The 26,147-nt window shown below is 53.9% G+C and carries 22 protein-coding genes; 12 read left to right on the top strand and 10 right to left on the bottom strand.

Translation table 11 applies throughout. The annotated features are described in order from the left end of the window. The first annotated feature begins 123 nt into the window (after window positions 1–123). From ccoG to J0X00_RS12075, 3 genes are read left to right on the top strand one after another with little or no spacing between them, the layout of a single operon-like run. Window positions 124–1,548: a cytochrome c oxidase accessory protein CcoG gene (ccoG, locus tag J0X00_RS12085; RefSeq protein ID WP_282478121.1), complete on the top strand. Its 1,425-nt coding sequence runs from the start codon at window positions 124–126 to the stop codon at window positions 1,546–1,548. Window positions 1,549–1,607: 59 nt separating this feature from the next. Continuing rightward, window positions 1,608–2,594, top strand: coding sequence for a serine/threonine protein kinase (locus J0X00_RS12080; protein WP_136487753.1), 987 nt, complete (start codon window positions 1,608–1,610; stop codon window positions 2,592–2,594). A gap of 32 nt (window positions 2,595–2,626) precedes the next feature. After that, on the top strand, window positions 2,627–3,226 hold the full coding sequence (locus J0X00_RS12075) for a thiol:disulfide interchange protein DsbA/DsbL (protein ID WP_282478120.1): 600 nt from the start codon (window positions 2,627–2,629) through the stop codon (window positions 3,224–3,226). Between the two features lie 164 nt (window positions 3,227–3,390). On the opposite strand, the gene J0X00_RS12070 is transcribed toward J0X00_RS12075, so the two are convergent. Beyond that, window positions 3,391–4,329 (bottom strand): acyltransferase, encoded by a 939-nt coding sequence (locus tag J0X00_RS12070; protein WP_282478119.1) that lies wholly within the window; start codon window positions 4,327–4,329, stop codon window positions 3,391–3,393. Window positions 4,330–4,442: 113 nt separating this feature from the next. Next, on the bottom strand, window positions 4,443–5,966 hold the full coding sequence (locus J0X00_RS12065; RefSeq protein ID WP_136487750.1) for a YifB family Mg chelatase-like AAA ATPase: 1,524 nt from the start codon (window positions 5,964–5,966) through the stop codon (window positions 4,443–4,445). A 485-nt stretch (window positions 5,967–6,451) separates the two neighbouring features. Here J0X00_RS12065 and ilvG point away from each other — a divergent pair, with 485 nt between their 5' ends. The 5 genes from ilvG (at window position 6,452) to J0X00_RS12040 (ending at window position 12,989) form a co-directional block, all read left to right on the top strand. After that, entirely contained in the window at window positions 6,452–8,098 is a 1,647-nt protein-coding gene (gene ilvG / locus J0X00_RS12060) for an acetolactate synthase 2 catalytic subunit (RefSeq protein WP_136487749.1), read from the top strand. A gap of 12 nt (window positions 8,099–8,110) precedes the next feature. Beyond that, a complete protein-coding gene (gene ilvM / locus J0X00_RS12055; protein ID WP_136487748.1) occupies window positions 8,111–8,395 on the top strand; it encodes an acetolactate synthase 2 small subunit in 285 nt (94 codons plus the stop codon). A 12-nt stretch (window positions 8,396–8,407) separates the two neighbouring features. After that, window positions 8,408–10,249 carry a dihydroxy-acid dehydratase gene (gene ilvD / locus J0X00_RS12050; protein WP_136487747.1) on the top strand — a complete coding sequence of 614 codons (1,842 nt, stop codon included), beginning with the start codon at window positions 8,408–8,410 and terminating at the stop codon, window positions 10,247–10,249. A gap of 3 nt (window positions 10,250–10,252) precedes the next feature. Further along, window positions 10,253–11,785 (top strand): threonine ammonia-lyase, biosynthetic, encoded by a 1,533-nt coding sequence (gene ilvA / locus J0X00_RS12045; protein ID WP_136487746.1) that lies wholly within the window; start codon window positions 10,253–10,255, stop codon window positions 11,783–11,785. Between the two features lie 223 nt (window positions 11,786–12,008). Further along, entirely contained in the window at window positions 12,009–12,989 is a 981-nt protein-coding gene (locus J0X00_RS12040; protein ID WP_282478118.1) for an MDR family oxidoreductase, read from the top strand. Window positions 12,990–13,009: 20 nt separating this feature from the next. Here the strand turns inward: J0X00_RS12040 and J0X00_RS12035 are convergent, their stop codons facing one another. Both J0X00_RS12035 and J0X00_RS12030 read right to left on the bottom strand, forming a co-directional pair. Further along, window positions 13,010–13,963 carry a LysR family transcriptional regulator gene (locus J0X00_RS12035; protein WP_282478117.1) on the bottom strand — a complete coding sequence of 318 codons (954 nt, stop codon included), beginning with the start codon at window positions 13,961–13,963 and terminating at the stop codon, window positions 13,010–13,012. A gap of 133 nt (window positions 13,964–14,096) precedes the next feature. Beyond that, the gene (locus J0X00_RS12030) at window positions 14,097–14,282 is read right to left on the bottom strand and encodes a hypothetical protein (RefSeq protein WP_136487743.1); all 186 of its coding nucleotides are present in this window, start codon (window positions 14,280–14,282) and stop codon (window positions 14,097–14,099) included. 137 nt (window positions 14,283–14,419) lie between these two features. On the opposite strand from J0X00_RS12030, the gene tusA reads away from it, so the two are divergent. After that, the gene (tusA, locus tag J0X00_RS12025) at window positions 14,420–14,668 is read left to right on the top strand and encodes a sulfurtransferase TusA (RefSeq protein WP_136487742.1); all 249 of its coding nucleotides are present in this window, start codon (window positions 14,420–14,422) and stop codon (window positions 14,666–14,668) included. A 129-nt stretch (window positions 14,669–14,797) separates the two neighbouring features. On the opposite strand, the gene J0X00_RS12020 is transcribed toward tusA, so the two are convergent. Continuing rightward, on the bottom strand, window positions 14,798–15,058 hold the full coding sequence (locus J0X00_RS12020; RefSeq protein ID WP_282478116.1) for a hypothetical protein: 261 nt from the start codon (window positions 15,056–15,058) through the stop codon (window positions 14,798–14,800). Between the two features lie 97 nt (window positions 15,059–15,155). Beyond that, window positions 15,156–15,710 (bottom strand): TMEM165/GDT1 family protein, encoded by a 555-nt coding sequence (locus tag J0X00_RS12015; RefSeq protein WP_136487740.1) that lies wholly within the window; start codon window positions 15,708–15,710, stop codon window positions 15,156–15,158. Between the two features lie 415 nt (window positions 15,711–16,125). Here J0X00_RS12015 and glyQ point away from each other — a divergent pair, with 415 nt between their 5' ends. From glyQ to J0X00_RS12000, 3 genes are all read left to right on the top strand, one after another. Beyond that, window positions 16,126–17,043, top strand: coding sequence for a glycine--tRNA ligase subunit alpha (glyQ, locus tag J0X00_RS12010; protein WP_136487739.1), 918 nt, complete (start codon window positions 16,126–16,128; stop codon window positions 17,041–17,043). A gap of 14 nt (window positions 17,044–17,057) precedes the next feature. Then, window positions 17,058–19,124 carry a glycine--tRNA ligase subunit beta gene (gene glyS, locus J0X00_RS12005; protein ID WP_282478115.1) on the top strand — a complete coding sequence of 689 codons (2,067 nt, stop codon included), beginning with the start codon at window positions 17,058–17,060 and terminating at the stop codon, window positions 19,122–19,124. A 185-nt stretch (window positions 19,125–19,309) separates the two neighbouring features. Continuing rightward, complete coding sequence (locus J0X00_RS12000; RefSeq protein WP_136487737.1) at window positions 19,310–20,560, top strand: valine--pyruvate transaminase; 1,251 nt, start codon at window positions 19,310–19,312, stop codon at window positions 20,558–20,560. 91 nt (window positions 20,561–20,651) lie between these two features. Here J0X00_RS12000 and J0X00_RS11995 read toward each other — a convergent pair whose 3' ends face one another. From J0X00_RS11995 to dnaN, 4 genes are all read right to left on the bottom strand, one after another. After that, window positions 20,652–21,089 carry an Hsp20 family protein gene (locus tag J0X00_RS11995; RefSeq protein WP_136487736.1) on the bottom strand — a complete coding sequence of 146 codons (438 nt, stop codon included), beginning with the start codon at window positions 21,087–21,089 and terminating at the stop codon, window positions 20,652–20,654. A gap of 420 nt (window positions 21,090–21,509) precedes the next feature. After that, entirely contained in the window at window positions 21,510–23,924 is a 2,415-nt protein-coding gene (gene gyrB, locus J0X00_RS11990; protein ID WP_136487735.1) for a DNA topoisomerase (ATP-hydrolyzing) subunit B, read from the bottom strand. An 18-nt stretch (window positions 23,925–23,942) separates the two neighbouring features. After that, a complete protein-coding gene (gene recF, locus J0X00_RS11985) occupies window positions 23,943–25,022 on the bottom strand; it encodes a DNA replication/repair protein RecF (protein WP_136487734.1) in 1,080 nt (359 codons plus the stop codon). A gap of 19 nt (window positions 25,023–25,041) precedes the next feature. After that, window positions 25,042–26,142, bottom strand: coding sequence for a DNA polymerase III subunit beta (dnaN, locus tag J0X00_RS11980; RefSeq protein ID WP_136487733.1), 1,101 nt, complete (start codon window positions 26,140–26,142; stop codon window positions 25,042–25,044). Between the last annotated feature and the right edge of the window lie 5 nt (window positions 26,143–26,147).

Here is a 26,147-nt window from a genome sequence, read left to right as displayed (position 1 = left end):
AAAGAGCCTCTCCAGCCCGGTTGCCCGAGCAATCAGCGTTGGTGAACAGCGATGAGCCCGCTGCAATGTCAAAACAGAGTGCGAACGACAGAAATCGCACCCGCTGCCCAAAAGGATAGTTTGATGAGTAAGGATAAGATTGACGTCAAAGACGTCACTCCGAAAGTCTTTAACCCCAAAACCCACAAAGGTCAGGAAGGAGACCGTTTCAATCCGGGTAACCGCATTTACGTGCGTGAAAGCAAAGGCGTCTATCAGCAACTGCGCCGTTACGGCGGCTGGTTTTTGTTGCTGTTATTCGGCCTGGTGCCCTGGATCTCTTACGGTGAACGCCAGGCGATTTTGCTCGATATCGGTAATCAGCAGTTTAACTTTTTTGGTACCACCCTTTACCCGCAGGATCTCACCCTGCTCGCCCTGCTGTTTATGATCGCCGCCTTTGGCCTGTTCTTTATTACCACCTTTTTAGGCCGGGTGTGGTGTGGCTATCTGTGTCCGCAAACCGTATGGACCTTTATGTACATCTGGTTTGAGGAAAAACTGGAAGGCAGCGCCAACAAACGGCGTAAGCAGGACAGCGGCAAACTGAATGCGAATCTCGCTGTGCGCAAAACCGCCAAGCACTTTGCCTGGCTGGCAATTGCCCTGCTGACCGGTTTTACCTTTGTCGGCTATTTTGTTCCGGTGCGCGCGCTGGTGATCGATTTCTTCACCCTCAATGCCAGCTTCTGGCCGGTATTCTGGGTGCTGTTTTTTGCCGCCTGCACTTACGGTAACGCGGGCTGGATGCGATCTATCATGTGTATCCACATGTGCCCTTATGCCCGCTTTCAGTCTGCGATGTTCGATAAAGACACCTTTATTGTCGGCTATGACGCCAAGCGCGGTGAGCAGCGCGGCCCGCGGCCGCGTAAAGCCGACCCGAAGGCGCTCGGTCTGGGTGACTGTATCGACTGCGACCTGTGTGTCCAGGTTTGTCCGACCGGGATTGATATTCGCGACGGGCTGCAATATGAATGCATTAACTGCGGCGCCTGCATCGATGCCTGTGACACCACCATGGAACGCATGGGCTATCCGAAAGGACTGATCAGCTACACCACAGAACACCGTCTGTCCGGCAAACATACCAAGGTGATGCGGCCAAAACTGCTCGGCTACGGTGCGGTAATGCTGCTGATGATCGGTCTGTTTGTTGCTCAGGTGGCGAGTGTCGATCCGGCCGGACTAAGCGTAATTCGCGATCGCAATCAGCTGTTTCGCACCAACAGTGCCGGTGAAGTCGAAAATACCTATACCCTTAAAATCATTAACAAAACCCAGCAGGCTCACACCTATCGTCTCGATGTGTCCGGTCTGAATGATGTCACCTGGTACGGCAAGCAGACGGTGCAGGTTCAGCCCGGTGAAGTGCTCAATCTGCCGATGAGTCTGGGCATCAAAGCGGAAAATCTCAGTTCTCCGGTCGCGACAATTCAGTTTATACTGACCGAAGACAGTCAACAATTCACGCTGCAGGTAGAAAGCCGCTTTATCAAAAAGTTATAGCTGCATTTTCCCGCCGCAACAGATGGCAAAGGGCTCAGTAATGAGCCCTTTTTATAACCATGACACAAGCAAGCTTCCATTTTGACGCCCTGACTCCGGACCTGATGTGGTACGCGCTGGAAAGTATCGGCGTGCGCGCCGAGTCCGGCTTTCTGGCGCTGAACAGTTACGAAAACCGGGTCTACCAATTCACCGATGAAGAACGACGCCGCTTTGTGGTTAAGTTTTACCGTCCGCAACGCTGGAGCGTGGAGCAGATTCAGGAAGAACACGATTTTGCCCTGCAACTGGCTGAAGCCGAAATTCCGCTGGCCGCACCGCTGGTGATTAACGGTATGACCTTGCACCACTATCAGGGCTATCACTTTGCCCTGTTCAACAGTGTCGGCGGTCGCCAGTTCGAAGTCGATAACCAAGAACAGCTGGAGTGGGTCGGACGTTTTCTCGGCCGTATCCACAAAGTCGGCGCCAGCCAGACCTTCCGCCATCGTCCGACCATCGGCCTGGACGAATATCTCTATCAACCGCGTACCCTGCTGCAACAGTCACAATGTATACCGGCCCACCTGGAAACCAGCTTCTTCAATGATCTCGACTTGCTGATCACGCGTATCGAACAACACTGGCAACCCGACTACCGCTCGATTCGTCTGCATGGCGACTGCCATCCGGGTAATATTCTGTGGCGTGACGGGCCGATGTTTGTCGACCTTGATGACGCACGCAACGGTCCGGCGGTGCAGGATTTGTGGATGTTACTCAGTGGCGAGCGGCAGGAAAAACTGCTGCAACTGGATATTGTGCTTGAAGGCTACCAGGAGTTCTGCGATTTTAACCACAGTCAGTTGAAACTAATCGAGCCCCTGCGTGGTCTACGAATGGTGCACTATATGGCGTGGTTGGCAAAGCGCTGGCAGGATCCGGCCTTTCCATTGGCCTTCCCCTGGTTCAATGACCCGAAATACTGGGAGAGTCAGGTACTGGCATTTAAAGAACAACTCGCCGCATTGGAAGAGCCGGCGCTCTCTCTGATGCCACAATGGTAAATTGCAATTCAATAAGAATCATGGAGTCACGAATGAAAAAGCTGTTTGCACTGGTTGCAACCCTGATGTTAAGCCTGTCAGCACATGCTGCACAGTTCAAAGAAGGTGTGCATTACAAAGTGCTGGACCTGGAACCTTCGAGCAAACCGAGCGTAGTCGAATATTTCTCATTTTACTGCCCGCACTGTAATGCGTTCGAACCGATTGTAAGACAATTGCAGGCCGGCCTGCCCGAAGGCGTGAAACTGCAAAAGAACCATGTCTCTTTCATGGGCGGCAACATGGGCCAGTCAATGAGCAAAGCTTACGCGACCATGGTCTCTCTGGGCGTGGAAAACACAATGATTCCGGTCATGTTTAACCGCATCCATAACCTGCGCAAACCACCAAAAGACGACGCTGAGCTACGCCAGATCTTCACTGATGAAGGCATCAGCGGCGAGAAATTTGATGCAGCGTTCAACGGCTTTGCGGTTGACTCTATGGTGCGTCGTTTTGATAAACAGTTCCAGGCCAGCGGCCTGCGCGGGGTACCGTCAGTTGTGGTCAACAACCACTATCTGGTTCAGGCTCAGGACATCAAAACCGTTGATGAGTACATCGAACTGGTCAACTTCCTGCTGGCGAAATAACCTGCTGACAAAATAAATGGTGGCCCGCACGGGCGGGGGACACCCCATACACAAAAGGGAGCTGCGGCTCCCTTTTGTGACTCTGTTGCTAAAGGTTAGTCTTACTACCCTGAATGCCAGACCATCCCCAGAATGGGAAGGTACTGCCCTCAGGCCCGGTCGTCCTACTTACCGACAGAGACGCTGGGCTCTTGCACCTGCGGCGTGCTGTCATGCTCAGCGCGCACGGCATGAATTTGGGCCAGGCGCTGGTCCTTAGCCTGCCATACACTACCCAGCCAACGCTGAAACTGACGCTTGTACCGCTTGTCATTAAAGTAGTCGCCACGGACCTGCTCATCGACCGGCAGTACTTCAATCTGGACCACAATACGCTTCATGCGTCCCATCAGCATGTCACGAAACGGCTTAGCACTATTGTCCGGATAAGCCAGGGTCACATCGATAATATTGGAGAACTGCTCCCCCATCGCCGCCAGAGTATAAGCAATGCCGCCGGATTTCGGCGTCAGTAAATGCTGATAAGGCGAACGGCTGCGCTGCTGCTTGTCACTGGTAAAGCGAGTGCCTTCAACATAGTTCACCACCGTGGTCGGGTTATGTTTGAATTTTTCGCACGAACGGCGCGTGGTGGCCAGATCCTGTCCGCGCTTGTGCGGATGGCGGATCAGGTATTCACGTGAGTAGCGGCGCATAAACGGCATATCCAGCGCCCAGCAACCCATGCCGATAAACGGCACATACAGCAGTTGCTGCTTAAGGAAAAATTTCGGCATCGGGATGCGATCTTTAAACACGCTGCACAACACGACAATATCGGTCCAGCTGAGATGATTACTCATTATCAGATACCAGCCCTGCTTATGCAGTTGCTCTCCGCCTTCAATCTGCCACTCCACCCGGTTCGACACGGTCAGAATCATCAGATTCAAACTGGCCCACAGCCACATCACTTTATCGGCTATGCACGTCGCCGCCGTTTTCAGCCTGACGCTCGGCAGCAGCACCTTGACCAGCGCAATGGCACAGATCAACACAGACGCAAACATGGTGTTCAGCACCACCAGCAGCACATTAAGTATCAGTAAAGGGTAAGCCAGCATAATCGGAACCGGGGTCAGATATTTGAATAAAAAAACAGCGCGCTATTATACCCGCTCACCCAGTGAATGAAATATCCGCGCCAATGGTCAGAGTAGCCGTGCTGACAGACTATCTACACCGATTGCGCAGTGAGTTGTTTAAGTAACCGGTCCATAGCGCGGTAACCGAGCGCTTCCGCCAAATGCACGCGCTGAATGTGCGCTTCTCCCTGCAGATCGGCAATGGTGCGCGCCACTTTAATGATACGGTGATAAGCCCGGATCGACAGCCCTAACTGATGCAGCGCGTTTTCGAGAAATTCCGCATCCGCCTGGTTAAGCGGACAAAATTGCTCGATTTCGCGACTCTGCAGCAAAGCATTGACCTTGCCGCTGCGCGCCAGCATCACTTCACGCGCCTGCTGCACGCGCTGTTTGACCATAGCGGTCGCTTCACCGCGATCGCCACCATGCGCCAGCGTACCTTTGGGCAGCGCCGGAATTTCAATCGACATATCAAAGCGGTCCAGCAGCGGACCGGACAGACGACTCAGATAACGCAGGATCATCTGCGGATTGGCACGGGCCTGATTGCCTTCGTAATAACCGGTCGGGCTGGGATTGAGCGCTCCGACCAGCTGAAAGCGGGCCGGAAAGCGGGTCTTACCCTGCGCGCGGGAAATAATGATTTCGCCCGACTCGAGCGGCTCACGCAGCGAGTCGAGCACTTTACGTTCAAACTCCGGCATTTCATCTAAAAACAGCAGGCCGTTATGCGCCAGCGAGATTTCGCCCGGACGCGGAATCGTGCCGCCGCCGACCAACGCTGCCATCGAGCTCGAGTGATGCGGGGCGCGAAACGGCCGCAGTTTCCAATTATGCTGATTGATCTCCTGCTGGGTCAGCGACGCCACCGAGGCCGTCTCCATTGCTTCAGCATCGCTCATCTGCGGCAGCAGATCGCACAAGCGCGAAGCCAGCATGGTTTTGCCAGTGCCGGGCGGGCCGAGGAACAGTAAATTATGATTACCGGCTGCCGCTATCTCCAGCGCGCGCTTCCCCTGATGCTGACCAATTATATCCTGCAGGTCGCGATTCGCTTGCGGGACACTCTCGGTCGCCTCACTCTGAAACAGTGACAAGCTCTGCTGACCGCACAAATCCGCGCACACCTCCAGCAGAGTCTGCGCCGAGCGATGGCGATCCGCGCCGACTAAGGCCGCCTGATCGCCATTATAATGCGGCACCACCAAATGACGCCGGGCCTGATTAGCCGCGAGCGCCGCCGGCAGGACACCTTTTACACTGCGGATTTCTCCCGACAGCGCCAGCTCACCGATAAATTCATGCTCATTCAGCTTACTGTCCGGGATCTGCTCTGAGGCCGCGAGAATACCGAGCGCAATCGGCAGGTCAAAACGGCCGCCCTCTTTAGGCAGGTCCGCCGGGGCCAGATTGACGGTAATCCGCTTGGCCGGAAATTCAAATTTGGAATTGATGATCGCACTGCGTACCCGGTCGCGCGACTCTTTAACAGTGGTCTCTGGCAGTCCGACCAGAGTAAAACCCGGCATACCGTTACTGATGTGCACTTCCACAGTCACCTCCGGAGCCTGAACGCCGATACTGGCCCGGCTGTGAATAATCGCAAGTCCCATGTCTATCCTTAGTGATTGATTAAAAACCATTCAGCCCGGCTATTCGCTTGCTTACTCCGCGCCTGACTGGTTATATAACCCGGCGCACAAAAATCGGAATATGAAAAAAGAATGAGTTTTTGCTTGTCAGATAACGGAAATGTGTGTTACCACTAAGGACGCAAACACTTTCGTACTCAGGTACGACAATTATTCAGAATAAGTAAGATGAATTTATACGCCCGTTTCAACTCTCTGATTAGCCTTATTATCGTGGTCCTGATTATGACCGCGCGGGGGCTTGTGGGCGCAAAATAAAGACCAGATTCAAAAAACCCCCGCACTGAAAAGTCCGGGGGTTTTTTTGCAACTGAATAGACTTAAAAAAGCACATACTGATGATAATTTACTCAGTATAATAGGAAGAATGGGAGCCCGCACATGACGTGCAAGCACAACACAACAACACAAAACAGCGAGTCGGATCGCTGCCAGGGAGGCCTACGATGACAGGTGCACAATTAGTCGTAGCCGCATTAAGACAGCAGGGAATCAAAACCGTTTTTGGTTACCCCGGCGGCGCCATCATGCCCATCTATGATGCATTGTATGATGGTGGTGTTGAGCACATTCTGTGCCGACACGAGCAGGGAGCAGCTATGGCCGCTATCGGCATGGCAAGAGCCACACAGGACGTGGCAGTATGTATGGCCACTTCCGGCCCAGGCGCCACCAACTTAGTCACCGGCCTGGCCGATGCTTTCCTTGATTCCGTTCCTCTCGTTGCTATTACCGGTCAGGTTGCCAGTTCCCACATCGGCACCGACGCCTTCCAGGAAATGGATGTGATCGGTATGTCTCTGTCCTGTACCAAACACAGTTACCTCGTTACCGATATTAATGAACTGGCACCAACGCTGGCTGAAGCGTTCGAAGTGGCCAAAACCGGCCGCCCTGGCCCGGTCATCGTTGATATCGCTAAGGATGTGCAACTGGCTCAGGCGCCGACCACCGTCCTGCCTGCCTTTACTCCACCAGCCATGCCACAAGTCACCGCAGACCAGCTGAGCGAAGCTCAGGCACTGCTGGCACAGAGCAAGCGTCCGGTGCTGTATGTCGGCGGCGGCGTACAACTGGCGCACGCCACGGAAACGGTACGCGAATTCCTGCGCTTAAACCCGATGCCTTCGGTCAGCACCCTGAAGGGCCTTGGCACCATCGAACGTCACGACCCGCACTACCTCGGTATGCTGGGCATGCACGGCACTAAAGCCGCTAACCTGGTGGTCCAGGAAAGCGATCTGCTGATCGTGGTCGGCGCCCGTTTTGATGACCGCGTGACTGGTAAACTGGATACGTTCGCCCCGCACGCTAAAGTGATTCACATCGACATCGATGCGGCTGAATTCAACAAACTGCGTCAGGCGCACGCCGCGCTGCGTGGTGACATCAATGTTATCCTGCCACAGCTGGAGCTGAGCCACGACATTTCACCCTGGGTTCACCACAGTGAAAGTCTGCGCAGTGGGTTTAAGTGGCGTTACGACCACCCGGGCGAGCCGATTTTCGCTCCGCTGCTGCTTAAGCAGTTGTCTGACATGATGCCGGACAGCACGATGGTCTCAACCGACGTCGGCCAGCACCAGATGTGGGCTGCGCAGCATATTCAGCCGCGTCAGCCACAAAACTTTATCTCTTCCTCGGGCCTTGGCACCATGGGCTTCGGTCTGCCGGCCGCGATGGGCGCGGCAGTAGCCCGTCCTGACGACCAATCCGTTCTGGTGACCGGTGACGGTTCATTTATGATGAACATCCAGGAGCTGGGTACGCTGAAACGCCGCCAGATCCCGGTCAAGATGGTACTGCTCAATAACCAGCGTCTGGGCATGGTACGTCAGTGGCAGTCACTGTTCTTTGACGGCCGCCACAGCGAAACCATTCTCGATGACAACCCGGATTTCATCATGCTGGCTAAAGCTTTTGATATCCCTGGTAAAACCATCACCCGTAAACAAGAAGTGGAACCGGCACTGCAAGAAATGCTAGCCAGTAAAACCGCTTACCTGCTGCATGTTGCCATCGACGAAGAAGAAAACGTCTGGCCGTTGGTACCGCCGGGCGCGTCCAACAATGACATGTTAGAGAACACCTAGGAGACGCTCACTATGCAAAGATATCTACTCGACATTAAAGCAGACGACAAACCGGTCCTGCTGGAGCGTGTACTGCGTGTCGTGCGTCACCGCGGGTTCATCATTCGTCAGGTTGCCGCCACTCAGAACCATGAAAGCAGAATTGCCAGCGTGGAGATCATCGTCGACAGTGATCGACCAATCACCACCCTGACCAACCAGATTGAAAAATTATGGGACATTCGCAGCGTCGACGTTACGCCGATCAAAAGCAACGAACTCCCAAACAACAATTTACAGCAAAAAATTTGCGCTTAAGGAAGAGACAATATGCCTAAGTATCGTTCGGCGACCACCACTCACGGTCGCAACATGGCAGGTGCCCGTGCACTGTGGCGCGCCACTGGCGTTAAAGATGAAGATTTCGGCAAGCCGATCATCGCCGTGGTGAACTCGTTCACCCAGTTCGTCCCAGGCCACGTTCACCTGAAAGACCTGGGTCAGATGGTGGCACGTGAAATCGAAGCGGCTGGCGGTATCGCCAAAGAGTTCAACACCATTGCGGTCGATGACGGCATTGCGATGGGTCACGGCGGCATGCTGTACTCACTGCCATCACGTGAACTGATTGCCGACTCAGTGGAATACATGGTCAACGCGCACTGTGCCGATGCCATGGTGTGTATCTCCAACTGTGACAAAATCACTCCGGGCATGCTGATGGCGTCGATGCGCCTCAACATTCCGACCATTTTCGTGTCCGGTGGTCCGATGGAAGCGGGTAAAACCAAGCTGTCTGATCAAATCATCAAGCTCGACCTGGTCGATGCCATGATTCAGGGCGCCGACCCGAAAGTATCCGATGAGCAGAGCGAACAGATTGAACGTTCAGCGTGTCCGACCTGTGGTTCATGTTCCGGTATGTTTACCGCCAACTCGATGAACTGCCTGACCGAAGCGCTGGGCCTGTCCCAGCCGGGTAACGGTTCACTGCTGGCCACCCACGCCGACCGTCAAGAGCTGTTTTTGAGCGCTGGTCGCCGCATCGTCGAGCTGACCAAGCGTTACTACCAGCAGGATGACGAAACTGCCCTGCCGCGTAATATCGCCACCAAAGATGCGTTTGAGAACGCGATGGCACTGGATATCGCCATGGGCGGTTCAACCAACACGGTACTGCACCTGCTGGCCGCAGCACAAGAAGGTGAAGTGGACTTCGACATGACGGATATCGACCGCATGTCACGCCTGGTTCCGCACCTGTGTAAAGTGGCGCCGTCGACACAGAAATACCATATGGAAGATGTGCACCGCGCCGGTGGCGTAATGGGCATTCTGGGCGAGCTGCAACGTGCCGGCCTGCTGCACGATGACACCCGCACTGTACTTGGCCTGTCGCTGGCTGAGCAGCTGGCGCAGTACGATGTGATTCAGACCGACGCTGAAGAGATCAAAACCTTCTTCCGCGCTGGCCCGGCCGGGATCCGTACCACGCAGGCATTCTCACAGGACTGCCGCTGGGACACGCTGGATGACGACCGTGAGCAAGGTTGTATCCGCACCAAAGAACACGCCTTTAGTCAGGATGGCGGTCTGGCGGTGCTGAAGGGCAACATCGCCCTGGACGGTTGTATTGTTAAAACCGCCGGTGTAGATGAAAGTATCCTGAAATTCGAAGGCCCGGCGGTGGTATTCGAAAGCCAGGAAGATGCGGTTGAAGGCATCCTGGGCGGTAAAGTGAAATCCGGTGACGTGGTGGTGATCCGCTACGAAGGACCAAAAGGCGGCCCGGGCATGCAGGAAATGCTCTACCCGACCACTTACCTCAAATCCATGGGGCTGGGTAAAGAGTGTGCGCTGCTGACTGATGGCCGCTTCTCCGGCGGTACCTCTGGCCTGTCAATTGGTCACGCTTCACCGGAAGCCGCCAACGGAGGTGCCATTGGCCTGGTCAAACAGGGCGATCGTATCGCGATCGACATTCCGAACCGCTCGATTTCACTGCTGATCTCAGATCAGGAACTGGAACAGCGTCGCAAGCAGCAGGATCAAATCGGCTGGCAGCCGGTTGACCGCCAGCGTGAAGTTTCATTTGCACTCAAAGCTTATGCCAGCATGGCAACCAGTGCTGACAAAGGTGCGGTGCGAGATAAATCTAAGCTAGGAGGCTAGCTTATGACGCTCACCCAACAAACCGGCGCAGATTATCTGCGCCAGGTATTGCGTGCTCCGGTCTACGAAGTGGCCACGGTCACGCCGTTGCAGGATATGCCGCGTTTGTCAGCGCGTATCGGCAACCAGGTACAAATTAAACGTGAAGACCGTCAGCCGGTGCACTCGTTTAAGCTGCGTGGTGCCTACAACATGCTGGCCAACCTGACCGAAGAGCAGAGAAACGCCGGGGTGATCGCTGCCTCAGCCGGTAACCATGCCCAGGGCATGGCTCTGTCCGGCACCAAACTGGGCGTACCAGCCACGATCGTGATGCCGCGCACCACACCCGATATCAAAGTGGCGGCCGTACGAGGCTTCGGTGGTAACGTGGTCCTGCACGGCAGTAACTTCGACGAAGCCAAAGCGGAAGCGGAGCGCCTGTCGGCCGAATTCGGCTACACCTTCGTGCCACCGTTCGATCACCCGCTGGTGATCGCCGGGCAAGGCACCATCGGCATGGAAATGCTGCAGCAGAACGGCCACCTCAACTACATTTTTGTCCCGGTAGGCGGCGGCGGTCTGGCGGCTGGTGTCGCAGTGCTGGTCAAACAGCTGATGCCGGAAGTGAAAGTGATTGCGGTTGAACCGGAAGATTCGGCCTGCCTGAAAGCTGCGCTGGATGCCGGAGAGCCTGTGGTGCTGGATCAGGTCAGCATGTTTGCTGACGGTGTTGCAGTAAAACGGATCGGCGATGAAACCTTCCGTCTGTGTCAGCAGTATCTGGATGGCCACATTACCGTATCAAGCGATGAAATCTGTGCCGCAGTGAAAGATATTTTCGAAGACACCCGTGCGATTGCTGAACCTTCGGGCGCACTGGCTCTGGCTGGTCTGAAAAAATACGCCGAGCAGTATGAGCTCAAAGATCAGAAGCTGGCCACCGTGCTGTCTGGTGCTAACACCAACTTCCACGGCCTGCGTTATGTGTCAGAACGCTGTGAACTGGGCGAAAAACGCGAAGGCTTGCTGGCAGTCACGATTCCGGAGCGCAAAGGCGCGTTCTTTGAGTTCTGCCAGATCATCGGCGGCCGGGCGGTGACCGAGTTTAACTATCGCTACAGCGATGACGAACTGGCTAACGTATTTGTCGGTATCCGCCTGCTCGGCGGTCCGGAAGAGCTGAAAACCATCATCAGCGAACTACGCCAGTCCGGCTATCCGGTTCAGGACTTGTCCGATGATGAAATGGCCAAGCTGCACATTCGCTACATGATTGGCGGACGTCCGTCCAAGCCACTCAAAGAGCGCTTGTACAGTTTTGAGTTTCCGGAATACCCGGGCGCGCTGCTTAAATTCCTCAGCACCCTCGGTACCCACTGGAACATCAGCCTGTTCAACTACCGTAACCACGGGGCCGATTACGGCCGTGTACTGTGTGGTTTTGAACTCGATGCTGACGATCTGAGCCGCTTCTCGGCGCACCTGGTCGAACTGGGCTATCAATATAAAGACGAGACCGATAACCCGGCCTATCGTTTCTTCCTCGCCAAATAGCGATGTCACCCTGCCTGCAGCCACCGCCCGCGGTGGCTGTTTTTTTTTACCATGCTCCACTCTTTATTCTCCCAGGACAGAAACCTCCCGCACATCCCCCTCAGATATAACCACACTATTATTATGCTTTTGATGCATAGATATAATGCTAAAGTTTCATTTAATTCATCAACCTATCAGGTCTACACTTAGCGGTATCTTTTATCCACCAGTGGAGAGCTCCATGTTTCAAGCTTTGATTCTCAACCAGGAAGACAAACGTACCATCGCCACTATCGAACAAATCGATGAAGCGCAGCTACCACCAGGCGAAGTGCTGATCGCGGTCGATTACTCTTCATTGAACTATAAAGATGGCCTGGCCATCACTGGCAAAGGCAAAATCATTCGTGAGTTCCCCATGGTACCGGGCATCGATCTGGCTGGGACTGTGCTGGAATCTGCTGATGAGCGCTATCAACCCGGCGATGCCGTGGTACTGACCGGTTGGGGTGTGGGTGAAAATCACTGGGGCGGCATGGCGCAAAAAGCGCGCCTCAAAGCCGACTGGCTGGTGCCGCTGCCTGCAGGTCTGGAAGCCCGCCAAGCGATGATGGTCGGCACCGCAGGCCTGACTGCCATGTTGTGTGTGCAGGCCCTGATTGACGCTGGCGTGCAACCCGACTCCGGCGAAGTGCTGGTGACCGGTGCCAGCGGCGGCGTGGGTTCTGTGGCGGTCACGCTGCTGTCCGCACTTGGTTATCAGGTTGCCGCAGTGACCGGACGCAGCGAGCAAAACAGCCCGCTGCTGCAACAACTGGGTGCCAAGCGCATTATTGACCGCAATGAATTTGCCCAGCCGGCACGTCCGCTGGAGAAACAGTTGTGGGCTGGTGCGATTGATACTGTCGGCAGCCAGGTACTGGCCAAAGTGCTGTCGCAGATGGATTACAACAGCGCGGTCGCCGCCTGCGGCCTGGCCGGTGGCTTTGATCTGCCGACCACTGTGATGCCGTTTATCCTGCGTAACGTGCGTCTGCAAGGGGTGGATTCGGTGCAGTGCCCGCGTGACAAACGTATCGCCGCCTGGCAACAGCTGGTGGATCTGCTGCCAAGCCGCTATTTCGACCAGGCGTGCCATGAAATCACTCTCGAACAGGCGCCGCAGTTCGCCGAAGAGATCACCAATGGCCAGATCACCGGCCGCGTGGTCATCAAGCTGTAATTCTCTCTACCGGAGCCTGCTCAGGGCTCCGGACTTTCCAGCCCCATCTCTGTCACCCGTGTGGCAATCAGTTTACTGCACTCCTGCTTGACCACTGCCCGCAGCCACTCCTGGGCCGGCGAATGGTGGCAGCGCGGATGCCAGATCATCGAGTAATCAAAAGGGGTAAAGGCAAACGGCAGCGGTTTCACCACCAAATCATGCCGTTCGGCGACCAGATACGCCAAATCGGCCGGCACGGTGATGATCAGCGGCATGGTGTCGATAATTGCCAGGGCCGCTTCCAGATGATAAGCGCGCAACACCATACGGCGTGGCGGCAACCCTTGCAGCGCCTGCTCGAGCAATGCTTTTACCCCGTCACTAATGGCGATCATCGCATGCGGCGCCGCCTGATAATCCGCCAGCGTCATAGTTTTCCGGGCCAGCGGATGCTGGCGCGACATCAGGCACAACACTCCGACCCGGCCGAGAATCTCACTGTGCAGCGGTTCAATCGAGTGGGTCGGACGGCAAATCGCCAGATCGGCCCCCTCGTAAGTTAGCTGATCGAGCAGCCTTTCATGCTGCAACGGCAGCAGCTCTATCGCGACCTGTGGCGCCTGCTGATAAATGCGCGGCAAGGCAAACGGCAAAATGGTCTGCATCGCATAATCGGTAGTAGCAATGGTAAAAGTCTGAGCGCAAGATGCGGGGTCAAACTCAAGCGGCGACAGCAACTGACGCAGCGACTCCAGCGGATCTCCCAGTGCCTGATTGATAATCAGAGCCTTTTCAGTTGGGATCAGATGCTGACCATGACGGGTAAACAGGGGATCGTCGAGTAGACTACGCAGCCGCCCCAGCACCCGGCTCATCGCCGACTGACTCAGGCTGAGGCGCTCAGCCGCCTTGCTGACACTGCACTCTTCCACCAGAACCCGCAGCGCCACTAACAGATTCAAATCACGACGGTAAATATCTTCAAGTTCCACGCATAATCCCGGGTTGAAAAGCAATAAAGCAGAGTGTAACTAATAAACAAAAAAAATCCCGCCTTTCAGCGGGGAAGCCCAAGAAAACTGGGGATAGTGTCGGAATGTATCTGAGCGTAGTTTGACAAGTGTGTTAGTTTTCCTGCTCTTCCGATGTGCCTTGCCAGCGGCGCATCTCGAGCCAGATTCCAAAAAGCGAAGCACTTACACCAAATAATGGCATTAATGAGGTCTCAACCGGAGACCGCATAACGAGGGCGCAGAACGAAATAAAACACAGAACCGAATAGATGGTCAGTCTGTCTAGTGCTGTTAACATCTTGCACCCCTTCGATTTTTGTTACCAACTTGTTAACTAAATTAAAACAAAAAGATCACTTTGCCAAGTGGTTATTGAATATTTTTTCCTCACCAGTATCATCTGAGTCTGATTTGTGACATCAATTAGGTTTGACCATGACATTTAATCCTGAATTAGCCACGTTAACGTTAGAAGCGCAAGGATTACGCTGCCCCGAGCCAGTGATGATGGTCAGGAAGACAATGCGCACCATGCAAGACGGCGACGTACTGCTGATTAAAGCAGACGACCCGTCCACCACGCGCGATATCCCGAGTTTCTGCCGTTTTATGGACCACCAGTTGCTGGCAGCCAAGACCGATGAACTGCCCTACCAGTTCCTGATAAAGAAAGGCCTGGCGTGACGGCTGCTCCGGCCTGATTTAAAGCTCCGCTGCTGGTTTAAACCAGCAGCGCGGGAATCCCTCATCATCCACAATGATGGCTGGATACGGGTTAACGATCAAAAAAGGCTGCCTGAGGCAGCCTTTTGTTTAATCTTGTTGTTCCAGTGTGCGGATTTCGGCCTGCAGCCTATATAGCTGTTGCTGCATGGCACGCATCTCTGCATGCAGCGGAATGATGTGCGCGACGCGAATCCAGGACTCGACGGTTAAACCTGTCATGATAATGGCCCCCACCACCATGGGTAGCCACATATCGGTTAACGACATCCCCAGTAACGTCAGTGCCAGACCAAAGCTAAACAGATAACTCTGACTCTTGGCGCTCATTCCCATATAACGTGTCAGCATAAACCTTCCCTCTTGCGGTGATGGTTATCCTTACCCTAGCATGCTCTGCAGCCGACAAGTTTGGCCTCTGTCACGCTCTGAATCAGCTCACTCGGAATCAGAAAAATGCCGCAGCCAGCGCCAGCACTAGGAACAGCGCCGCTGTCACTTTACGGATCAGACCAAGCGGCATTTTATCCGCCGACAATTTACCGATCAGCACCACAGGCACGTTAGCCAGCAGCATACCAATCGTCGTCCCCAGCACCACCCAGGTCAGCGCATCAGCATACTGCGCGCCGAGAATCGAGGTCGCAATTTGAGTTTTGTCACCGATTTCCGCCACAAAGAAAGCAATAAAGCTGGCAACAAAGGGACCACGGTTGGAGATCTCTTCATCATCATCGAGTTTATCCGGGATCAGCACCCAACCCGCCATCGCCAGGAAGCTGGCCACCAGCACCCATTTAAGAACTTCCGGCGCCAGGTAATCCGCTACGACAACACCGAGCCAGGCAGCTAACGCATGGTTGGCGATGGTAGCAGCAAAAATAGCGGCAATAATAGGAATAGGTTTACGGTACCGGCTGGCCAGTAACAGAGATAGCAGCTGGGTTTTATCCCCGATTTCTGCCAGCGCAACGGTAGTAATTGAAATAGCTAAAACGCTCACGACTTGCTCAATGGGGCGGGATTATTATAAAACCATAGACAAACGCCACGCCCCACCCCGGTTCGTGTTGTTTGTCTAAGGTCTTGCTAAACACAGCGTGTGCCGTGTCTCGAACGCCATGGTGATTTGGCACCAATTATGTTGACGGACGAACCGAACTGCGTGGCTGCAGGTTCGATAAGCTACTCCCCAAAGACGAACCGGATTCTATCCAGCCCAGACGCAGAGTACAAGCCTTGGGTGGCAAAAAAGCGACAAGTGGGAAATTTAAGCAGCTTAAACGACAAAAACTCCATTAAAAGAGATTTTTGCCGATTAATTAAGCAAGATTTCCTCTACTTTGTCGGGGCAGAACTCGGTATACTTGATTGTTATTTTTTATCACTTCAGACAAAAGAATCGCGCGAACCTGACTATGCAAAAATACGACATCAAAACCTTTCAGGGTATGATCCTCGCGCTGCAGGATTATTGGGCCCAACAAGGCTGTACCATCGTTCAACCACTGGATATGGAAGTGGGGGCAGGTACTTCTCACCCAATGACTTGCTTGCGTGCTATCGGTCCTGAGCCGATGGCAACAGCGTACGTTCAACCATCCCGCCGTCCGACTGACGGCCGCTACGGTGAGAACCCGAACCGCCTGCAGCACTACTACCAATTCCAGGTAGTGATCAAACCTTCTCCGGATAATCTGCAGGAACTGTACCTGGGCTCACTGGAAGTGCTGGGACTGGACCCGCGTGTCCACGATATCCGCTTTGTGGAAGACAACTGGGAAAACCCGACTCTGGGTGCCTGGGGTCTGGGCTGGGAAGTCTGGTTAAACGGCATGGAAGTCACCCAGTTTACGTACTTCCAGCAAGTGGGCGGCCTGGAATGTAAACCGGTCACCGGCGAAATCACGTACGGTATTGAACGTCTGGCGATGTACATTCAGGGCGTCGATTCTGTGTATGACCTGGTCTGGACTGACGGTCCGCTGGGTAAAGTGACTTACGGCGACATCTTCCACCAGAACGAAGTAGAACAGTCGACCTACAACTTTGAACACGCTGACGTCGACTTCCTGTTTGGTTTCTTTGATCAGTGTGAAAAAGAGTGTCAGCACCTGATCGCGCTGGAAAAACCACTTCCTCTGCCGGCTTACGAGCGCATTCTGAAAGCGGGCCACGCTTTCAACCTGCTCGATGCGCGTAAAGCCATTTCGGTCACCGAGCGTCAGCGTTACATTCTGCGTATCCGTAACCTGACCAAATCGGTAGCCGAGGCATACTACGCCTCACGTGAAGCTCTGGGCTTCCCGATGTGCAAACCATCCGACCAGAAGTAAGGGGAAGACGTCACATGGCAAAAGAATTTTTAATTGAGCTGGGTACCGAAGAGCTGCCACCAACGCAACTGCGTACTCTGGCTGAAGCGTTTGCAGCCAACTTCGAAGCCGAGCTGCAAACAGCTGATATCGCCCACCAGGGTGTAAAATGGTATGCAGCACCACGCCGTCTGGCCCTGAAAGTGGCCGACCTGGCCGAGCGTCAGGCCGACAAAGTGGTTGAAAAACGTGGTCCGGCAGTCAGTGCGGCATTCGATGCTGACGGCAACCCGACTAAAGCCGCTCAGGGCTGGGCACGCGGTTGTGGTATCACGGTTGAACAGGCTGAGCGTCTGACGACCGACAAAGGTGAATGGCTGCTGTTCAAACAGGAAGTCATCGGTCAGAGCACCAGTGAAATCCTGGCTGAGCTGGCTGACAAAGCACTCAACAATCTGCCGATTGCCAAGCCGATGCGCTGGGCCGACAAAGAAACCCAGTTTATCCGTCCGGTCAAAACCCTGACCATGCTGTTTGGCAGCGACCTGATCGAAGGTGAAATCCTCGGCGTGCAATCGGCACGCACTATCCGCGGTCACCGTTTCATGGGCGAAGCCGAATTCACTATCGACTCAGCTGATCAGTACCCGCAGATCCTCAAAGAGCGCGGTAAAGTGATGGCCGATTACGATGAACGTAAAGCGATCATCCTGGCCGACGCACAAAAAGCGGCCGCGGCGGTTGGCGGTGTCGCCGATCTGGAAGATGATCTGGTCGAAGAAGTGGCATCACTGGTCGAATGGCCGGTAGTACTGACGGCAAAATTCGAGCAGGAATTCCTGAAAGTTCCGGCGGAAGCCCTGGTATACACCATGAAGGGTGACCAGAAGTACTTCCCGGTTTACGACGAAAATCGCCAGCTGCTGCCGAACTTCATCTTCGTCTCCAACATCGAATCGAAACAACCACGTTTCGTGATTGAAGGTAACGAGAAAGTGGTTCGTCCGCGTCTGGCCGATGCCGAGTTCTTCTTCAACACTGACCGGAAGCGTCCGCTGATTGACCGTCTGCCACAACTGGAGCAAGCCATTTTCCAGAAGCAGCTCGGGACCATTAAAGACAAAACCGATCGCATCACCGAACTGGCTGGCTACATTGCTGACCAGATTGGCGCCGATGTGGAAAAATCTAAACGTGCCGGCCTGCTGGCGAAATGTGACCTGATGACCTCGATGGTGTTCGAGTTCACCGACACCCAGGGTGTCATGGGTATGCACTACGCACGTCACGACGGCGAAGCCGAAGAAGTAGCCGTAGCGCTAAATGAGCAGTACATGCCGCGTTTCGCCGGTGATGATCTGCCAGGCAACGGTGTCTCCTCTGCGCTGGCCATGGCTGACAAGCTGGATACCATTGTCGGTATCTTCGGTATCGGTCAGGCACCAAAAGGCAGCGACCCGTTCGCTTTGCGTCGCGCTTCACTGGGTGTACTGCGTATCATCGTTGAATACGGCTACAACCTGGATCTGGTTGACCTGGTAGCAAAAGCGAAATCTCTGTTCGCTGACCGCCTGACCAACGCCAACGTTGAGCAGGATGTGATTGAATTCATGCTCGGCCGCTTCCGTGCCTGGTACCAGGATGAAGGCTTTAGTGTCGACATCATCCAGGCGGTGCTGGCGCGTAACCCGACCAAACCGGCTGATTTCGACCAGCGCGTGAAAGCCGTCTCGCACTTCCGTGCTCTGGAAGCCGCAGAATCACTGGCGGCAGCCAACAAACGGGTAGGTAATATTCTGGCTAAGTTCGACGGTGAACTGGCGCAAGAGATTGACCTGGCTCTGCTGCAGGAAGACGCTGAGAAGACGCTGGCGGAAAGTGTTGAAATCATGACCGAAGCGCTGGAGCCGACCTTTGCGACCGGTAACTACCAGCAAGCGCTGAGCCAGCTGGCTGAACTGCGTGAGCCGGTCGATGCGTTCTTTGATAACGTCATGGTGATGGCAGACGATGAAGCGCTGAAGAAAAACCGCCTCACCCTGCTTAATAACCTGCGTAACCTGTTCCTGCAAGTGGCGGACATCTCACTGCTGCAGAAATAAGTTCAGCGTTACTATCCCCTGTTAACAAGGCCAACTCCCCGGAGTTGGCCTTGTTTTTTGATCTAAAACAAAATAGTACTTTGCCTGCCAAAAGCATTGCGGTATGTTCAAGAATCAAGCGAAATGGCGGATATTCTTCCCGCTAAACTAAAATATACAAACACAACTCATCAGGTAGTCGAGCAATGCAGTTTTCAACTTTTGGCGAAAAATTTAACCGGTACTCCGGTATTACCCAGTTAATGGACGATTTAAACGATGGTCTGCGCACGCCAGGCGCGATCATGCTGGGTGGCGGTAACCCGGCGGCCATTCCGGCCATGCTCGATTACTTCAAACTCGCCAGCCAGGACATGCTCGAAGACGGCTCGCTGATTGCCGCGATGACCAACTATGACGGCCCGCAGGGCAAAGACGTCTTTATTAAGGCGCTGGCTAAACTGCTGCGTGACACCTACGGCTGGGATATCAGCGAGCAAAACATCAGCCTGACCAACGGCAGTCAGAGCGGTTTTTTCTACCTGTTCAACCTGTTGGCCGGGAAACAGCAAGATGGCAGCCATAAGAAGATTCTGCTGCCGCTGGCACCGGAATACATCGGTTATGGCGATGCGGGGATCGATGAAGATATCTTCGTGTCCTACCATCCGGAAATCGAGCTGCTTGATAACGGCCTGTTCAAATATCACGTTGACTTCGAACAGCTGCAGGTGGATGAGTCGGTCGCCGCTATCTGTGCCTCGCGCCCGACTAACCCGACCGGCAATGTCCTGACCGATGAAGAAGTGCATAAACTGGATCAGCTGGCTCGTGCCAATAACATTCCGCTGATTATTGATAATGCTTACGGTCTGCCGTTCCCGAATATCATTTTTGAAGATGTGCAGCCATTCTGGAACGACAACACCATTCTGTGCATGAGCTTGTCGAAACTCGGCCTGCCGGGTGTACGCTGCGGGATCATTATTGCCAGCGAGGAAGTGACTAAAGCCCTGGCCAACATGAATGGCATCATCAGCCTGGCACCAGGCAGTGTCGGCCCGGCTCTGGCGCACCGTATGATCGAAAAAGGCGATCTGCTGCGCGTCAGTCAGGACATCATCAAGCCGTTCTACCGCCAGAAATCACAACGTGCGGTTGAACTGTTGCAACAGGCCATGCCGGATCCGCGCTTCCGTATTCATAAACCGGAAGGTGCGATTTTCCTGTGGCTGTGGTTTGATGAACTGCCGATCACCACCATGGAGCTGTACCGCCGTCTCAAAGCACGCGGTGTGCTGATTGTACCGGGAGAGTATTTCTTTATCGGCCAGAAAGAAGACTGGGATCATGCGCACCAGTGCCTGCGCATGAACTATGTGCAAAGTGATGAAGCGATGCAACAAGGCATTGCCATCATCGCTGAAGAAGTGGCGAAAGCCTACCAGCAAGGCTGATAGCCCTGCGCCAGACAGCAAAAGGCCCGCATCTGCGGGCCATCGTGTTATTTGCCTGTAACAACCACACGCTGAGTATCAGCGCTCGCGGTTACTCGTCGCCAATCAGTTGCTGGCCGTTGATGGCGATTTTACGTGGCTGCATCGCCTGCGGAATTTCCCGCTCCAGATCAATGTGCAGCAGACCTTTTTCCATCTGCGCACCCACCACTTTGACATAATCCGCCAGTTGGAACTTACGCTCAAAGTCGCGTTCCGCAATGCCCTGGTAGATATAGTTTTTGTTCTCTTCCGGTGCCCGCTCACCACGCACAATCAGAGTATTTTCGTGCTGGGTAATATCCAGATCCTGCTCGGCGAAACCGGCTACCGCCATGGTGATACGGTATTTATTCTCTTGCTGCTGCTCGATGTTGTACGGAGGGTAACCGCCCTGGGTGTTTTTGGCGCCGCCTGCTTCCATCATGTTCAGCAGGCGATCAAAACCAATCGCATTACGGTACAGCGGAGTAAAATCAACAGTTCTCATATCCTATCCTCTTTCTTAAGCAATAGTCTTAACAGTGTGTTAAGTGGCATCACTCACTCATATGACCTGAGCATGCCCGGTTGGGTTGAGCAGCCGGCCTTTTCCTCTCAAGAGCGAAAAGGTGGGTGGCTGCGGGAGACCCGTCTGGCATCTCCCTACAACACAGATATAAGGACGCAAAATTCACTTTCAAGCGCGCAGATTAAAATTTTTTGCATTGTCTGCCGCACCTACTCGCCTTCCTCTGCGCAAACCGTTTGCCGCTCATCAAAAATGCCGCAATGTTTTTTGCGTAGCAGCCTGGGGAATATCAGCGCGCCGAATTGGCGGAAAACACGGCAAAAAAAAGCAGCGCTCAAGGCGCTGCTTTCTTATGCTTGGGTGGTTAACTCTTGCTGTATCGGTTAACCAAGCTGGCAACTAGACATCCAGGTTCGCCACTTTCAGGGCGTTGTTTTCAATGAACGCGCGACGCGGTTCAACCTGATCACCCATCAGTGTGGTAAACAGTTCATCAGCACCGACGGCATCCTCAATCGTCACCTGCATCATGCGGCGCGTTTCCGGATCCATGGTGGTTTCCCACAGCTGATCAGGGTTCATCTCGCCCAGACCTTTATAGCGCTGACGGCTCAGACCACGCTGTGACTCTTTAATCAGCCAGTCGAGCGCTTCAACAAAGCTGCTCACCGGTTGAGTGCGCTCACCACGTTGAATGTAAGCGCCCTCTTCAATCAGACCATTCATCGCTTCTGACAGATCCGCCAGTTTGGCGTACTCTTTCGAGTTCAGCAGATCAACACTCAGCAGATAATCATGAGTCACACCATGGGTACGCACTTTCACTTTTGGTGAGTACGCACCTGTGGTTTCATTGTGCTCGACCACAAAGCTGTACTGGTTAGCGCCAGACTCTTTGTCATTGAGCTGAGTCACCAGTTGCTCAGTCCAGGTCTGAACCTCAGCCTGGTTCTGACACTGCTGCGCGGTCAGGCGCGGGGTGTAGATAAACTCATGAATCAGTGCATAAGGGTAACGGCGGCTCATGCGCTCCACCAGCTTGATACCGGCGTGGTAATCCTGCACCAGTTTTTCCAGTGACGCCCCCGCCATGGCCGGTGCTTCAGGGTTAACATGCAGCGCAGCGTTATCCAGCGCCAGAGCAATCTGGTACTGGTTCATCGCTTCTTCATCTTTGATGTACTGCTCTTGTTTGCCTTTTTTCACTTTAAATAGTGGTGGCTGAGCAATGTAGATGTAACCACGCTCAATCAGCTCCGGCATCTGACGGTAGAAGAAGGTCAGCAGCAGAGTACGGATGTGTGAACCATCAACGTCCGCATCGGTCATGATGATGATGTTGTGGTAACGCAGTTTATCCGGATTGTACTCATCACGGCCGATACCACAGCCGAGCGCGGTGATCAGCGTTGCCACTTCCTGAGAAGAGAGCATTTTGTCGAAGCGTGCTTTCTCAACGTTAAGGATTTTACCCTTCAGCGGCAGAATCGCCTGGTTCTTACGGTTACGGCCCTGCTTGGCGGAACCGCCCGCAGAGTCACCCTCCACTATGTAGAGTTCAGACAGTGCAGGATCTTTCTCCTGGCAATCGGCAAGTTTACCCGGCAGACCGGCCAGATCCAGCGCACCTTTACGGCGTGTCATCTCACGTGCTTTACGCGCCGCTTCACGGGCACGGGCCGCATCGATGATCTTGCTACATACGGTTTTCGCTTCATTCGGGTGCTCGGCCAGGAAATCGTTCAGCTTCTCGCCCATCGCCGATTCCACCGCCGATTTCACTTCCGACGAAACCAGTTTATCTTTGGTCTGGCTGGAGAATTTCGGATCCGGAACTTTAACCGAAACCACAGCCGTCAGGCCTTCACGCGCATCATCCCCCGAGGTCGCCGTCTTGGCTTTCTTGCTGTAACCCTCTTTATCCATGTAGGTATTCAGGGTACGGGTCAGCGCCGCACGGAAACCAGCCAGGTGGGTACCACCATCGCGCTGTGGAATGTTGTTGGTGAAACAGAAAATGCTTTCCTGGAAGCTGTCATTCCACTGCATCGCCACTTCCACACTGATCCCGTCTTCACGCTCCTGCACAAAGTGGAATACTTTCTCATGAATCGGGGTTTTGTTGCGGTTAAGGTGGCTGACAAACGCCTGGATACCGCCTTCATACATGAAGTGGTCCTGCTTACTGTCACGCTCATCCACCAGCTTGATAGACACGCCGGAGTTCAGGAAAGAGAGCTCGCGTAGACGCTTAGCCAGAATATCGTAGTGGAATTCAATGTTGGTAAAGGTTTCCGCACTTGGCCAGAAACGGACTTTGGTACCGCTCAGATCAGTGTCGCCTACCACGGTCAGTGGATTTTGCGGTACACCGTGGTGATAGGTTTGGGTATGGATATGGCCGCCACGGTGAATGGTCAGCTCCACCTTCTCAGACAGCGCGTTCACCACCGACACACCTACCCCGTGCAAACCACCGGATACTTTGTAGGAGTTATCGTCAAACTTACCGCCGGCGTGCAGTACTGTCATGATCACTTCTGCCGCGGAAACATTCTCTTCCTCGTGAAGTTCGGTTGGAATACCACGACCATCATCGCTGACCGATACTGAGTTATCTTCGTGAATCGTCACGATGATATCTTTACAGTAACCCGCTAACGCTTCATCAATCGAGTTATCCACCACCTCAAATACCATGTGGTGCAGACCGGTGCCATCATCAGTGTCGCCGATGTACATCCCCGGACGCTTACGTACCGCGTCGAGACCCTTCAGTACTTTAATACTCGATGAATCGTAATTATTCGACATGAGTTACTCTCTCACTATTTATCCTTGCCCTATTGTGCCATGTTCCACATGAAACATCTTGCTATTTGACTCGATCATGTCGGCAACCTGGCTTTCAGTAATAGAACTTACAAAAACTTGTGCCCCCGTCGCTTTTAAGCAGTCAGCAAGGCGCTTACGACGTTGGCTATCGAGTTCGGAGGCAAAATCATCAATCAAATAGATGCATTGCTTCCCGGTCAGTTCGGTCAGATGCTGCCCTTGTGCAACACGCAGGGCGCAGACCATGAGTTTCAGCTGACCGCGTGACAGAACATCCTCTACCGGCGTCCCGTTCACCTTGATTTTTAAATCGGCTTTGTTCGGACCACTGAACGTGTAGCCCAGAGACTGGTCACGTTCAAAGTTCTTCTCCAGTATCTGGTGATACGGAGTGTCTTTGTCCCAGCCCCGGTAATACTTGAGGCTGATGTCAAATTCGGGCAGAAAGGTGCGGCACAGCTCTTCGGCCACGCCTTTCATCTGCTCGATGTACGCCGCACGCCACTGGTCAATATTGTGTGCCAACCGGGCCAACTCCTGATCCCAGTAACTGAGTTCACGGTAGCGGGTCGCGGTTTTCAGCAGTGCATTGCGCTGTTTATTGAGCCGCTTGAAACGCCCCCAGGCATCAAAGAAACCTTTTTCGCTGTGGAAGACGCCCCAGTCGATAAAGGCACGGCGATTTTTCGGCCCGTCCGTCAGCAAATCAAACCCCTCCGGATGAATGAGTTGCAGCGGCAGAACCTGCGCCAACTGGGCGAGCTTCTGCCCAGACTGACCGCCTATTTTAACCTCTGTCGAGCCATCACGCTGCTTATTAATGCCAATGGGTAGCTCAAATTGATCCGAGGTCAAAAAACGCCCGTGCACAAACAGTTCCGGGCAGTCATTCTGAATAACCCGGCCAGTCAGTGAGCTTTTAAAAGAGCGGCCGTGACCGAGTAGATAAATCGCTTCCAGTACACTGGTTTTACCACTGCCGTTGGGGCCAATAAGAAAGTTAAAGCCTGATGATAAATCGATATCACAGGCTTTAATATTGCGAAACTGCTGAACAATCAGACGAGTAAGAGGCATGATGTATGTGAGCCGAGCACTAGAGGCGAATTGGCATTACCACGTACATGGCGCTGTCGTCATCGACGTTTTCAATCAGCGCACTGGCGTTAGCATCCGACATCGACACCCGCACATTGTCACAGCGCAGCGTATTGAGCACGTCCAGTACATAGCTGACGTTGAAGCCGATTTCAATTGCATCGCCTTCAAAGCCGACATCCAGCATCTCTTCCGCTTCTTCCTGCTCCGGGTTATTGGCGGTAATGCGCATTTCGCTGTCGGCCAGGTTAACCCGTACGCCACGGAATTTTTCATTGGAAAGAATCGCCGCACGGGAAAATGCCTGACGCAGCTCATCACAGCCGGCGGTCAGCGTTTTGTTGGTACTTTGCGGCAATACGCGGCGATAATCAGGGAAACGGCCGTCAACCAGCTTTGAAGTAAAGATAAAATTGTTCACTTCTGCACGCAGGTTAGCCGCACCAATCTGAATCGTCACTGGCTGTTCCGGCGCATCCAGCAGCTTGACCAGCTCCAGAACACCTTTGCGCGGTACGATGATCTGCTTGTGGGCAAAATCGCCCGCCAGCGGGGTCTGGGAGACCGCCATACGGTGGCCATCCGTCGCTACGCTGCGCAGGGTACTGCCGTCGATTTCAAACAGCATACCATTGAGGTAGTAACGCACATCCTGGTTAGCCATCGAAAACTGGGTTTTCTCAATCAGGCTGCGCAGATCGCCCTGGCTTAAAGTCAGCTCGACCTCGCTCTGCCAGTCTTCGATATTAGGGAAATCATTGGCCGGTAAGGTTGCCAGCGAGAAGCGGCTGCGGCCGGAGCGAACCTGAACCCGGTCACCTTCCAGCAGCACAGTGATCACCGCCGCATCCGGCAAGCCGCGACAAATGTCGAGAAACTTACGCGCCGGTACAGTAATACTGCCCGCTTCAAAGTCCCCTTCCAGCGTCACGCGGCTGATCAGCTCCGCTTCCAGATCGGTCGCGGTCATCGACAACTGATTGTCTGCCACTTTTAGCAACAGGTTACCCAAAATCGGCAACGTGGCCCGGCCGCCAATGGTTCCCGACACTTGTTGCAGTGGTTTAATGAAGTGACTACGTTCAATCGTAAATTTCATAGTGT

This window comes from Vibrio sp. ABG19 (assembly GCF_029962385.1).
GTDB lineage: Bacteria > Pseudomonadota > Gammaproteobacteria > Enterobacterales > Vibrionaceae > Vibrio > Vibrio ostreae.
Note: the sequence above shows the minus strand (reverse complement) of the source record. Positions and strands in the feature narration are given on the sequence as shown.